Origin of the sequence: Rhizobium indigoferae (genome assembly GCF_034554815.1) — a bacterium.
In the GTDB taxonomy this organism is placed as follows: domain Bacteria; phylum Pseudomonadota; class Alphaproteobacteria; order Rhizobiales; family Rhizobiaceae; genus Rhizobium; species Rhizobium leguminosarum.
This window is the reverse complement of the sequence record NZ_CP140636.1, coordinates 338,094-350,968: the sequence shown is the minus strand read 5'-3', so window position 1 is coordinate 350,968 and position 12,875 is coordinate 338,094. Positions and strand designations below refer to the sequence as shown.

At 58.9% G+C, this 12,875-nt stretch carries 12 protein-coding genes and 1 pseudogene; 5 read left to right on the top strand and 8 right to left on the bottom strand.

Annotated elements, in window-relative coordinates:
• Window positions 1-215 precede the first annotated feature (215 nt).
• Window positions 216-854, bottom strand: coding sequence for a response regulator transcription factor (locus U5G49_RS25460; RefSeq protein ID WP_018246394.1), 639 nt, complete (start codon window positions 852-854; stop codon window positions 216-218).
• A gap of 582 nt (window positions 855-1,436) precedes the next feature.
• On the opposite strand from U5G49_RS25460, the gene U5G49_RS25455 reads away from it, so the two are divergent.
• From U5G49_RS25455 to U5G49_RS25440, 4 genes are all read left to right on the top strand, one after another.
• Entirely contained in the window at window positions 1,437-1,832 is a 396-nt protein-coding gene (locus U5G49_RS25455; RefSeq protein ID WP_193443546.1) for a response regulator transcription factor, read from the top strand.
• 797 nt (window positions 1,833-2,629) lie between these two features.
• Entirely contained in the window at window positions 2,630-3,109 is a 480-nt protein-coding gene (locus U5G49_RS25450) for a hypothetical protein (protein WP_193443577.1), read from the top strand.
• A gap of 418 nt (window positions 3,110-3,527) precedes the next feature.
• Window positions 3,528-5,825 (top strand): PBP1A family penicillin-binding protein, encoded by a 2,298-nt coding sequence (locus U5G49_RS25445; RefSeq protein WP_193443548.1) that lies wholly within the window; start codon window positions 3,528-3,530, stop codon window positions 5,823-5,825.
• A gap of 371 nt (window positions 5,826-6,196) precedes the next feature.
• A complete protein-coding gene (locus U5G49_RS25440; RefSeq protein WP_115156842.1) occupies window positions 6,197-6,418 on the top strand; it encodes a hypothetical protein in 222 nt (73 codons plus the stop codon).
• 211 nt (window positions 6,419-6,629) lie between these two features.
• On the opposite strand, the pseudogene U5G49_RS25435 reads toward U5G49_RS25440, so the two are convergent.
• A pseudogene (locus U5G49_RS25435) lies at window positions 6,630-6,869 on the bottom strand (amino acid ABC transporter ATP-binding protein); the annotation flags it as partial.
• Window positions 6,870-7,482: 613 nt separating this feature from the next.
• Window positions 7,483-7,917 carry a hypothetical protein gene (locus tag U5G49_RS25430; RefSeq protein ID WP_193443550.1) on the bottom strand — a complete coding sequence of 145 codons (435 nt, stop codon included), beginning with the start codon at window positions 7,915-7,917 and terminating at the stop codon, window positions 7,483-7,485.
• A 205-nt stretch (window positions 7,918-8,122) separates the two neighbouring features.
• On the opposite strand from U5G49_RS25430, the gene U5G49_RS25425 reads away from it, so the two are divergent.
• A complete protein-coding gene (locus U5G49_RS25425; RefSeq protein ID WP_193443552.1) occupies window positions 8,123-9,019 on the top strand; it encodes a GGDEF domain-containing protein in 897 nt (298 codons plus the stop codon).
• 134 nt (window positions 9,020-9,153) lie between these two features.
• Here the strand turns inward: U5G49_RS25425 and U5G49_RS25420 are convergent, their stop codons facing one another.
• From U5G49_RS25420 to U5G49_RS25400, 5 genes are all read right to left on the bottom strand, one after another.
• Window positions 9,154-9,459 carry a hypothetical protein gene (locus U5G49_RS25420; RefSeq protein ID WP_018246403.1) on the bottom strand — a complete coding sequence of 102 codons (306 nt, stop codon included), beginning with the start codon at window positions 9,457-9,459 and terminating at the stop codon, window positions 9,154-9,156.
• A gap of 204 nt (window positions 9,460-9,663) precedes the next feature.
• A complete protein-coding gene (locus U5G49_RS25415) occupies window positions 9,664-9,969 on the bottom strand; it encodes a DUF982 domain-containing protein (protein ID WP_130653676.1) in 306 nt (101 codons plus the stop codon).
• Window positions 9,970-10,051: 82 nt separating this feature from the next.
• Entirely contained in the window at window positions 10,052-10,255 is a 204-nt protein-coding gene (locus tag U5G49_RS25410) for a hypothetical protein (RefSeq protein ID WP_370091309.1), read from the bottom strand.
• Complete coding sequence (locus U5G49_RS25405; protein WP_193443554.1) at window positions 10,246-11,202, bottom strand: ThiF family adenylyltransferase; 957 nt, start codon at window positions 11,200-11,202, stop codon at window positions 10,246-10,248. The genes U5G49_RS25410 and U5G49_RS25405 overlap by 10 nt, the downstream gene beginning before the upstream one ends.
• Entirely contained in the window at window positions 11,202-12,785 is a 1,584-nt protein-coding gene (locus tag U5G49_RS25400; protein ID WP_193443557.1) for an aKG-HExxH-type peptide beta-hydroxylase, read from the bottom strand. The genes U5G49_RS25405 and U5G49_RS25400 overlap by 1 nt, the downstream gene beginning before the upstream one ends.
• Window positions 12,786-12,875 lie beyond the last annotated feature (90 nt).

Genomic DNA, 12,875 nt, shown 5'->3' with positions numbered 1-12,875 from the left:
CGTTGGAGTCGAAAGTGTCTTGCCGGGCTGAGGCCAAAAAGAAGCCTCCCGCGGGGGTGGGAGGCCAAGGCGGGCCGATCGGTGGCGATCCGGCCTGGGAGGATGGGAGGAAAGGAACGCGCACCATAGAGCAGGGCTCCCGCCTGGGCTATTGGCCATCAGGAAGGATCGATAACCAATGAGGTGGGGGTGACCTATACGCGCGGCCAGGACCTTTATGAGTGCGTTTGCGGCTTTCCCGGAGCGAGCATCAGCTTATCAGCCATACGCGCGAGTTCGGGCAGGGATCTGGTGCCCATCTTCTGCATGACCTGGCTGCGGTGAACCTTCACTGTAATCTCGCTCACGCCTAGATCGCCGGCAATCTGCTTGTTTGGCCTTCCGGTCACGACCAAAGCCATCACCTCGCGCTCCCGCGGGGTCAGGCTATCGAAACGCGCGCGCACCGTCGCCAATGCCTTTTCATTTTCAAGCCACACGCGGTCGCGCGCCAAGCCGACGTTAACGGCGTCGAGCAAGTCCTGGTCTCGGAACGGTTTCGTCAGGAACTCGACCGCGCCCCCTTTCATCGCCTGGACGGACATGGGAATGTCGCCGTGCCCGGTGATGAAGACGATCGGCAGCTGAATATTTTCTCGCGACAGCTCGAGCTGAAAATCAAGACCGCTTTGCCCCGGAAGCCGGACATCGAGCACTAGACAGGTCGGTCCGTCGGGTCGCTCAGACCTGAGGAAGTCGCCCACCGAAGCAAGGAGATTGACGGCAAAGCCGACGGAACGCAGCAGACTGCCAAGCGCCTCGCGGATTTCCGGGTCATCATCGATGACAATGATGGTTGCTGGCGCCTCGGTCAATCGTCAGGGCCCTCAAGGTGAATCGACGTCTTGGGATTTATTCTGTCCACCCTCACCGCAGCAGCATCGGGCAAAGCCCAACCAGCGCAGCGCCAGTCACGCGATGAGAACACTCCTCCTCTCTCCTTCGCTAGTGCCGAAGCGGCTTTTCTTCGCACACCAGAATGCGCGATAATTACCTCGGCCACAAGGCTAGATGCGGGCGGTCTCCAAAAGCGCTTGCACGTCCTGGAGTCTGCCATGGCGTGCCGATGCCACAAGGTCGGCGCCTACCGTCACAAGGGACGCGTGCCGCAAGTATCGGGCGGCACGAGGCAAGAAAACCTCAAGCACTTTCGATGCTGTGTCGAGTGATCGAGCATGCATTGCGTAAAATCGAAAAGAAATCCTTTGCCGGAATATTCCAATCGGAGCGCCGGCGCTTTTTGGGCAGATACCCAGCTCGCTCCACAAGTCTTAGATAATATATACGATCGTATAGCTTGCGCTGCCTTTGTCGCCGTTCAATACTAAAATCTTCCAGTCGAGCGCGCCACAACGCTAATTCGGCATGATGCTGATCGGCGAAGTTGGGAGGCGGCAGTGCCAACCAAGAGACCTCTGATTGCGATCGTCGACGACGACGAGTCGATGCGGGAGGCTATCAAGGGGCTCTTGAGGTCGATGGGATTTGATGCCGAAGCCTTTTCATCCGCGGATGATTTCTTGAGATTCCCTCATATCCGCCGCACGGCCTGCCTCGTGACGGACATCAATATGCCCGGAATGAGCGGGCTCGATCTGCATCGCCGGCTCGTCGCGCTGGGCAAGAGCATTCCGACTGTTCTGATCACCGCCTTTCCGGAAAAGAACGTACGCGCGTCTGCGTTGGGCGCGGGCATCGTCGGCTGCCTGACAAAACCGTTTGGCGAACAGGTTTTGCTTGATTGCATCAGTTCCGCGCTGGCTCTCAATAGCGGGCAGGAAAGCGGTTCATGAGGTCGCACACCGGGTCCTGGACAGCCTCACATGCGTCGTGCCGTGATGTATAAGGGGCTCGCGGCCGGTCCGTCAAAGCCTCAATGCCGCCCTCAACGGATTGTCGCAATTGACGGCTTCGACGATACCACGACCTCTGGGCTTCGATCCGCCGCAGCAGTTGAAGGGAACTCAGGTGAGGGGACTGTACCCACTAGGCGGGCGCGGGCACGCTAGGATAGGGGTCGGGGCGCATCGAATCTAGAGCCACCCTCCTGAAAATCGGACGTGACGTAATCCCATCACCAGGGGCTTGCGTCGACGCATGGTATTCCAGGGCAAACCGGTCCGATAGTTTTCGATCATCAGCATCAATGACCTGTTGTCTTATGCGGCCTTCCGCGTGCATGTTTACCGCCCGCGTGACAAGGCCAGCATATCATCTGTAGTAACTGGCGCTCACCTTTAGAACGTCGATGCGCATTACTTTCGGGATGCCCGACCCTAGACGACTTCGAGCAGGACCAACAGTTGAACGGGAATGCCGTCGCCGGGAACGACGATGTCACCCTTGAGCACGATCGTCATAACGCCAGTCTTCCGGATGACCTGGCCTTTCGGCCTTTTGCCAAAAAGTTGCCACTTGGCGCCAGCAATCGGACGGAAGCAGCAATCAGATGGCGCCATGGGAGGTAGCGCTGAAACTCCCGTTGCTCATCCACGCATTGTCGATCACAGTTCACGGCGACGAGAACAACGTGGGAGCGGGATACGGTTACGATGCATCCATGGAAATCGCGGTGAGATCGGAGAAAGCGATGTGGAACTGTTTGGGCCTGCTGGCGGCAGGAGCCTTTCTCCTCCAGCCATGCTCCTTCGCCAACGCCCAGTCGCCGAATGCCTTGGAGAGGGCCATCGGAGACGCGCAGCCATGCAGGTCTTTGAAGGCCAAGGTGTCAAAATTCGGCATCAGTGTGGAGGTCGGCATCGACAAGCTCGATGCAGTGAAGATCGAGAACCTTGAATTGTCGGTGAATGGCGACACCGCGGAGGCGAGCGCCCGGGGCACTCTTGCTTGCAAGACCTCAGCCGAAGCGCTGGTCGAAGGAGGGTTTTCAGCGACAGCCGCGGTTCGTCTGAAGGTCGACCTGGCGACCTGCAAAATGACAGATACCTCCATCGAGATCGTGAAGACCGGTGGCCGGTTCGGCGACATCGTCAAAGGACTGGAGACTGAAATCTCTGGCGCCCTGCGGCGAAGTTTGGAGAAGAACTTGGCCAAACTTTGCGAGAAGTGATCAGCGGATCGGCGAAAATCGTCCCCAGTTGTCTCACAAGCGTTCGATTTCGCACAGAGGGCGACAGAACGGGAACTGGAGCGCAAGAGGCAGGTTCGTTTAGCGCTCGTATGTTGGATCGGGGCGGGGTTGATGGCCGTCCTTGGCGCTGCCGAGGAAATCAAACACATTCGGACAGGCCGGACTTCTCAATGACCACAGTCTTCACTGGAGCACGCGTTACGTCGGCCGTGGCGATGATCGCGGTACTGGTATTCGTATGACTATAGCGGCGACGGCAGTCTCGAACTTCGTCGATGACCGCGCGAATGAGAGCCGGCTTCGTTTCATACAGAAGCCTATGGGACCTTTTACGGTAGAACACTCGGCATCGCCCGGCTATAAAGTTCATGCCACGTTGGCCTTTTAGCGGTAACCGATGCCTAATCCTCCCGAATCCTCAGGCGAAAGCGTTGGCAACTCGAGCACGGGTCGCAATCAGACAACAGATTCAGCGACGCAAGCGGCCGCCTCGGATTCGCCAGGAATCAGCCAAGGCGACAACCCGCAACTTCCCCACGGAACCTTCGTGCAAACTCGAAAGGCTGCGAGCAATCTATTACGTGCGCTGCGCCACGATTTGAAGGCAAGTTCTGCTTTGGCGAAGACCAAGACGATGGCTTCGTTTTTGAGAACGAAGCTAAGGAGGTCGATGCGGCTGGTAACCATATCAGCTCCCGCCAAATGGATGACGACTGCTCTGGCCAAAGCCGGGCGCGGCATTCGTGATCGGGGTTCCAAGCCGCGCGAAAGTCGCCGACGCCGATGGCTTCCGGCGAACTGGTGGAAATTCGCTATGGGGTCGGCCTTGCTAGGCTGCCTCCTCGTATGCAGCGTGCTGGTGTGGGCACTAAAGGACGTACCCTGGAGCGAGATCCGTGACGGGACGTTAAAGCCTATCGTTGTGCTGGAAACCGCCGACGGTGCGCCGCTCGTACGGCAGGGACCTTATCAAGGGCCATATGCGCAATACCACCAATTCCCGCCGCGTCTAATCGATGCCGTCCTTTCAATTGAGGACCGCCGGTTCATGGATCATTTCGGCGTCGATCCAAGAGGGATCGGGAGGGCGTTTCTCCGGAATTTGGAGGCTGGCTCGGTGGTGGAGGGCGGCAGCACGATCACCCAGCAACTCATCAAGCTCCAATACCTCGACAGCGATCGAACAATAAAGCGAAAGATACAGGAGGTTGTGATCGCAGTCTGGCTGGAGTGGAAGCTCGGCAAGCGGGAAATCCTGACGCGCTATCTTAACAGCGTCTATCTTGGCGCGGGCGCTACAGGCATGCCTGCCGCCGCGCGGATTTATTTCAACAAGGATATCGACGCCCTTAATCTGCCCGAGTCGGCGATGCTGGCGGGGTTGCTGCGGGCGCCAAGTCAATGGAATCCCATCGACAATTTCGAAGGCGCCCGGCAGCGCACCATGGTCGTTCTCGACGCGATGGCGACGAACGACAAGATCACCATGCCAGAGGCAGCGGAGGCCAAGGCGAGCTTTGCCAAGCTGCATCCAACGACGCCGACGCCGCGCTCGGGAAGCTGGTTTGCCGACTGGATTTCGCCGCAAGCGAGCGAAGTCGCCGGCTCCTCGCCGGGTTCGACGACGGTGCGAACCACGCTGGTGCCGCAGTTGCAGCAAATCGCCGAAAGGGTCGTGAAAAGAGCCTTGGACGGTGAAGGAACATCTGTCGGAGCATCGCAGGCCGCGTTGGTTGCTATGACACCGGACGGCGCGGTCGTCGCCATGGTTGGCGGGCGCGACTACAAGGCGAGCCAGTTCAATCGCGCTGTCACTGCGATGCGCCAGCCGGGTTCCACCTTCAAGCTATTCGTCTATTACGCAGCATTGAAAGCTGGACTGACTTTGTCCGACCAGGTTCTGGACGCGCCAATTGACATAGACGGTTGGTCGCCAGAAAACTCCGGTGGCAACTATCGCGGTTGGGTTACGCTTGCCGAGGCGTTCGCGCGATCACTCAATGCCGCTTCGGTGGCGCTTGCCGAAGAGGTTGGCTTGGACAATGTGATTGCCGCAGCGCGTGAACTCGGCATCGATGCACCCCTCGCCAGCACGCCGTCGTTGGCGCTCGGGACGTCCGAAGTAAATCTGCTCAACCTCACCAGCGCCTATGCGTCTGTCCAACTCGGCAGGGCACCTGTTAAACCCTGGGGCATCATCGAGTTTCAAGCGGCAGGGCAGCCCAACGTGTTTCGAGTTGGCTCACAATCAAAGCCGAATGTCGATCTTTCGCCTTACCAGTCCGATCTCGTCGGGCTCCTGCAGTTGGTTGTCGAGCGCGGCACTGGGCGTGGAGCAGACCCCGGCTCGTTTGCAGCCGGCAAGACCGGCACCAGCCAGAACAATCGCGATGCCTGGTTCGTCGGCTTCACGGAATCGCTGGTCGTCGGTGCCTGGGTTGGCAATGATGACGACACGCCGATGAAGGGGGTGACGGGCGGCGCGCTGCCAGCGCATATTTGGCGGGACTTCATGCGCCAAGCGACGGCCGAACCTACGCCGAATGGAGTGCTATCGACAGGAGCGGCAAGCGATGGTCAAGGCGCAACACAGTCCTGCAATATCACCGCCTGCTCGCGCAGTTACCGCTCCTTCCGGCCGTCCGATTGTACCTATCAGCCATATTCCGGCGGCCGACGGCTCTGCGAAAAGTGACGTGGCGCGGTCGGGTTCGGCACGATCCCGGGCGACGAGGCGCCGTTCAGCGGATGAAAGTCAAATCCCCGCTCGTGGCCACGAGTGTAGTTGGTCGGCACCAGCACGGATTGCCGCGAGCGCCTTCGGATTCGTGACCGGATACCCCTGTATGAACGCTTCCCCATGCCGCTCACCTATCGGTGGTCCTCGTTCTTCATTTTTCCGGATGCCGAGGAAGCCCTACAGAAACTGGAACGCACCCGAATCTCGCATTGCTGGCGTACTTGGTGATGGTGCCGATGTTTTCGCCCGTCGGGTTCGCAAAATTATAGTACTTGAAAGTACCCAAAATTTCCCTATAGTTGAGTCCATTGGAGAAAAATCGGCCAATGGACTTCGCACTCCTTTTCAACCTGTTCCTGAAGCCCAAGCAGGCGAACGTCACTGACGTCACACTCTGGCACAAGCACGAGACACTCTTTCCGGTGCCACTCGTCGACGGCGCCGCCCGAAACCCATCGGGACAAATCTGGCGCCGGCTGAACGGTGTGCAATGGGAATATAAGCAGGACCCCGAAACGATTGAAGAATTCGATGCTCGACAATATTGAGGCTTAAAGCCCTACTGTCGCACGGAGCCTACGCCTCTCGACTTATCCCATTATCTTTAGAGGAGAATTCCATGTCTAGGATGGTGGTTATAGGCGTGAAGGCGAAAAAGGCCTGGAGCACTTCGAGACTAAAGACGAGGCCTTCTCCGGTCACGTCTGGAGGATCCGGCAATTGATCTCGCAGTTGGCTTCGACCCAAGGAAGCAGCCTGTCAGCGATAGTCGATGCCGCAGGAGCAACGACCCGACCGGTCGGTTTTCGGGTGGGCGAAGAATTCATCCGGCGCGCCGCTCTCGACGATGGCGCCGGCATCCATGAACACCACGCGTTGCGCGCCCTCGCGGGCAAAGCCCATTTCGTGGGTCACCACCATCACCGTCATGCGTTCTTCCGCGGACAGCGATCATGTCATCGGATCGAGCACCGAGGTTGGTTCGTCGTAAACAGCCAGGCTGTGTTTCTCAAGCGGTCGAAACACCTTGGATGGGCTAGTAACCGCCCATTTCCCCGCGAACCGGGCCTATCCCCTGCGGCTGTGCGTAGGTTGTGTTGTACGATCCACTAGTTGCGCATCCTGAGAGTGTCATGAAGACGATTGCTGCTGCGGCCAAAATGTTTTTCAGAGGCACGGCGTTCTCCGATCATGGCAGGCTGCCCAGGCCTCAAGGGCCACGCCGAGGATTTTCTGTTAAATCACGTACAATGGCAAGCGCGTGGTTAGCTGGCGGTAAGTAGCGATACGGCCTCTTCAAGCGTCTACCTGACTGGATAGTCGCGCGGCGAGGCATCTTTCCCCAGCACGCTTACATAGTGGGTGCTGCTGGTGAACGCCTTGACCCAAATCCCTCGGGGGCGTGGTGGTCGGCCAGCGCAAAAGACCTGGACCCGCCAGTTGACCAGCAGGAACCAACTGCTTCAGAAATCTGTCCCTCAAAATGTCGGCGATAGTCGATGCCCCAGGAGCAACGACCCGACCGGTCCGGCCTCGGTCGTCGCGCGTGCCACCCGCGACGGGGATCGATGCATCCCCGACCAGCACGTCAGATGGTGGCCTTTCGCCTCAATCAGGCAAACAACGCACGAAGCTGAGCGAAAAACCCACTTGGTTTGGAACCTGACATCTTCCGCAAACGGCGAGCGACGACTGCCGCGCTGACGCGTTCACCGAAATGGCAGAAGCAGACAAGATCATGCAATTGCTCATCGCTGAGTTCGAAGAACCGTTTGGCTTCTCCATAGCTGTCATTTTCCATTCCCGCCGCCCGCAGAATGGGATCAGCGAATGCAACGGAGATCGGGGTGCCGTCATCCCTGAGAGCAAGCCGATCGGCCATTGGCTGATATTCGGTTTCGTGAAGCGTCTTAAGAAACGGTCTGGGGCTGCCTTCGAGACTTTCGGCCCACCGTTCAAGCCGTTCGCGCCTCGGCATTTCGAGGCGCTTGCAGGTCGTGCTGACCTTTGCAATGGTTTTCAACTGATCGAGTGCGTACTGTTCCATCTCGGCCTCCTATCTCCGGAAAAATAGATGGTCCGCCTCCCAAAAATAGCGTCGCTCAGGTCTCAGCAGATGTCCAATCACGATTGAAAACGGCATCTCGTTGACGCTTCCGTAATCAGTAGAGGCGCCTTCTGCTTGCTGACGGGCTCTTTTCTCATAGGGTTTCTGCGCCATCTCATACCAAGGCAACCAGACAGGGTTCGGTATGGACGAGATATTCGAACAGCTTCTGCACCTTTCCGCACGCACCGAAACGCTGATTGCCGTCTACGATGGTCATGACCGGCTGCGATACGCCAACAGCGCCTTTCGTTCGGTTTATTTCATCGAGCCGGATGAAACTCCACTCTGGCCGGATCTCATGCGGCGCAATTTTGAGCTGCGGCGAGGCACGGTCATTCAAACGAGCAATTTCGACGAATGGCTGCGGTCGACACAGTCGCGCCGTGGCAAGATGGGCTATCGAGCTTTCGAGACGGACCTGTGTGATGGCCGATGGTTTTGGATGACCGAGGCGGTCCAGAAGAACGGTTGGATGTTGTGCATTGCGAGCGACATCACCAGTTTGCGAGCGCATGGCAGAACTGTCAGGCAAGATCGCGATCAGGCGATCAAGGCGTCTTACACTGACGAACTCACCGGTGTCTCCAACCGCCGCTTTGTGATGGCCCGCGTCGACGACATGCTGGCAACCGCCCAGCACGGAGACAACGGATGTCTTGCCGTCTTCGACATCGACAATTTCAAACACATCAATGATCGGCTTGGTCACCACGCCGGGGATGTCGTCCTGCGCGATTTTGCTCATCGCATTCATCAGAATGTTCGCCGCAACGATTGTTTTGGGCGGGTCGGCGGAGAAGAGTTCCTTCTCGTGATGCCGGCAACCGGTCCGGAAGATGCCATTGCCATGGTCGAGTGCATGCTAACGGTGATCCGCTTCTCCCGGCCTCTGCCTGAATCTCCCGACTTCAGCTACACCTGTTCTGCTGGCATCGCCACTTGTGTCCCGTCTGAGAGCGCGTCGGACCTTTATCGACGCGCTGATCAAGCACTCTATGCTGCCAAGTTAAGCGGCCGGGACAGGGTGCGCGCAGCGTAGGCGCCTCGGCTAAGGTTGAACCTCAATTTGGCGTGCCGTTCCAGAGCAGGGGCTTCGTGGCGCGCCGCAGTCGTGTCGGACGGCAATCTGGACCTCTCGCGGCGGCAGGAACCATTTTTATTCGGCCGGGTCTCTTAAATCCCTGACCCGTAGAGCTCCTGGTCATCGTCACCTTCCCAAGGGGAGGGCATCGAGGTGCGATTGAGGTTGGCCGAGGGCATCGGCATCCAACACTTCAATTCCGGCTCGGCATATTCGATGATGTGCCCGGGCGAGGAATCGGAGGCGCGCCAGCCTTCTGCACCGAACTGATCGCCATTCGACCAATAGGCGAGGTCAACTTCTGCCGGCCCCTGTTCGGACTGGCGAATCGTGACGAGGATCCGGCTGCCGTCTCTCGGTGCGCTTGCCATGTCGCGCCAGCGGTCTAGGTCGTCCATCGTTTCTCCTCCTGCCTCGCTGCAGGCTGCGAGTGTCGCCTCGCCATCGGAAACGGTCAATTGAGACTTTGCTGAACCGATCGCCTGTCGGATCCAAAGAGCTTCTTCGGCTCGCTCCGCAGTAAGAGCTCCGCAGAGCCCACGGCGATAGCCGCAGCGGCGCGATGGGAGCGGGATTGCGCTGAGCGCGTGAACGGCTGTCAACTATCTGACCTGGCTGACTGGATAGATCCTGAAAATACCAAGGCTGTTATCAGTCGTGATCGCCGCAACACCCGCTTCATATGCGGCGCGGACGATCGCCTCATGCAATTTCTCGGGGTCGGTATCGCCGGTAAGGACCTCCAAACAGGTTCTCACCGCCGTGAAGAATTCTTCACCATCGTCGATGGGCCATTCCTTCAGCAACAGCTGGGCAGCCTCGCGAGCGGTGCAGATCACCTTGCGATCTTTCCCTTCGTCAAAAACAAGAATTATCGTTGGGAAGCTTCTCGACATATCGAACCTCATTGTGCCTGAACTCCTCCTGGCGACCAGTACCAATGCGGGCGATGGTTTCGCACCGAGATTGGCCACACGTGCTCGTCAACCATCAGCTAGCCAGATTGGCTTTTAGCGCACGGGCCGCCGCCTCAAGGAGTCGCTTGAATTCTTCGATGGTCACGCCATCGGCGCGCATCACCATGGCGATCAGTGGATCGCAAAGAGCTTCGGATATCGTCAGCTCATCGTTCTTTCCGGTAGTTGCGCCAACGGAGCAACAATATCCCGACGAAAATAGCGTGTTCATGGACATACCTTGGATTCGGGGTGTTCGCAGCGAGAACGCAGCTCGGCCTGATCGCTTTTGAGGTCCGATATCCATCTGCGTCCCCGTGCGGCGGAGTGTCTCGAAAGGCATTTTTGGGCAATCCGCGACACGGCAAGGCCGGCGATAAATGCGTTCTCGGCAGCGGCCGGTGGAGCGAGAAAGCCGTCGTCGGTTGTGACCTCGGCGCAATGGCAGACGGGACATGCGTCCTCATGCACTGCGACCGAGGGACCTGCCATGCCATGTACTTGGGAGCGGCCGACATGCAGATAGGGCGGCAGGCCGGCTTTCGATGCGTGGCAGGCCGTGAGGAACTCCTGGGCCGGATGAGAATCGTCGCGGGCAAGAACGACGAACGGATTGTGGGCGTAATCTGCGATTAGTCGGAGCGCTGCGGCCCCTTCCGCAAATTCCGGCAGCGCGAAGGCATTGGCCGAGAAACACGCGGCCAGACAGGTCGCCAGCTTGTCCGTCTTCAGCCGGCCGAGATCAGCTTCGCTCGCCCATGGCACATGGTTCAAGTTGTTCTCGTCGATACGATCCGCATCCGCGAGAAAGAAATGGCGCGCGCCGTGGGCCGCAAGCTGGATGGCAATCTGCGAGCCCAAGCCGCCGCATCCGATAATGACGAAGTCGATTTCGCGAAAACCTGCGAAGTCGCGTTGCCGATGGCGAAGAGCCGTCAGGAAGGCGTCGTCGTGATCCATTGCGGTGGAGACATATTCGTCCTCATCCATCATATTGGAACCCTCCAACGAGACGCCGAACGCAGGCCTGGTAACATTGGGGCTCCGTTCCTCGGCAAGATCGACACTATTGCCGGTGAACAGAGCCCCTCTGCCGCCCCACCCCAGGCTGTGGGCGAAGAAGTTCGGGAAGTCGACGGGCGCGCTAGCGGCGGCCGGTAGTCGTTGGGACCGATAATTAACCATCAGATCGCCTCCATCTCGCTGGGCGCAACTTGGCGGATCGCCGCGGCGTAGTGACCGTAATCCTCGCCCATCGCATGGTCGGGGGTCTTCGCAATCACGTGGAATTTGCCGTCGTACCAGAGGCTGACATTCTCGCCGCTGTCATCGATCTCCCGCCGGCCCATCCGAGGATCGATCGGCTCCTTGCCGCGCAGCAGCATCTGTCCGATATCCCAGGCTTGGCGATCGAGAACTCGCTGGCACTCGGCCAGATGCGCCTGGCGGTGCGCAATGGGTTCTTCGGCAAGCAACTGGCTCACGAGGAACAAGATCCGACTGCTCCAGGAAGGAATGGCGGCGATGTCTGGGAGGTCGAGGAGGACATCGCCGCCGAGACGTTCGATACCTTTCCGAGCGATGTCGATGAGCGGGACTTGCCGCGCGGCATAGGCAATTATGAATGCCGTCTTCCAGGCGCGGCGCTCAGGATCCGTCTCGGTGGATAGGCATGCCATGCGCAAGGCGCATTCCCAGGGAATGGTGTAGGCCGTATGCAGGATGCTCTCGAGCGTCTGTAGGTCCTTCTTGTATGGGGAAACATATTGGAACTCGCCAGGCAGGGATGCTGCCGCCGAGGTCGTATAAAACCCGAGCAGGATATTCCCCGCCTCATGAAGCAGTTGGGCCGCTGTCGCGGCATGATCGCCGGCGCGCAATCTCTCTCTGGAAAGGACGATGAGCGCGCTGCCCGGCAATTCGTTCGAGCTCGAAAAGGAGCACTGCGGTTCGCGCCGGACGCCAACGTAAAGCGTGTGCAGGCCGGCGATCAGGCGCTGATGGCCGTACTCGTCCAAGTCCGCGATTAATGCGAAGGCCTTCTCCAGATGGTCGGCGATGCGATCCAGTTCCGCGTCGTCGGTGATCGGGTAGCCGGGCCGGGGATAGTCCGGCATGCATTGGCGCAGCAGGGCTTGCATGATACGGCTTCGCGCCGGGCTTTCGATGTGCACCAGGCCGATGCCGCAAGAGAGCCGGCACGCTGGCTGACGTTCGAGTTCAAGATCCGATGCGATCAGATCCGGCTGCAGATAGCGGCCGACGACCTGCACATCGGGGCGGGCCGCCTGCCATTCCAGACTGCGCGCGAGCGCACCCATCCAGGCTGCAAGTACGGATGAACGGTAAGGGTCGGCGCCGACCGGTCCGGCAACCGCTGGCGGAAGCTCCGGCAGGCGCGTGTATCCGCCATCGGCAAGGTCGGGGAAATAACCTGACAATGCCTCCACCCCAGCCGAACAACCGGCGAGCTTCGAAGCCGCCGCAAGCGTGCGGCCATATTGCAAGCGTCGCTTCAAAAGGTTGCGTGTTGCCACGCGCTGCAGGGAGACGGTACTTGCCATCAGGGGATTGCGCTTGAGCAGGAGGCGCGCCTCATCTGCCAATTGTTGTATGCGGGACGCGGACATCGGCAGCCTCCGTGAGTTTGTCTTCGGGCAGATCAAGATTGCATCTCGGGCAAAAATGCCGGAGTTCGAGACGACGCCGTCCGTCATCGGAACGTTGTGCGTCGTCTGTTGAGAGCCACTATTCCCCAAGGGCGTCATTCGCCCGCCAGTTCCGCGTTAAAAATCCGTAAAAATGACGTAAACAAAGAAAAAGCCTCCTCGATCGAGGAGGCTTGGAATTCTGGATAA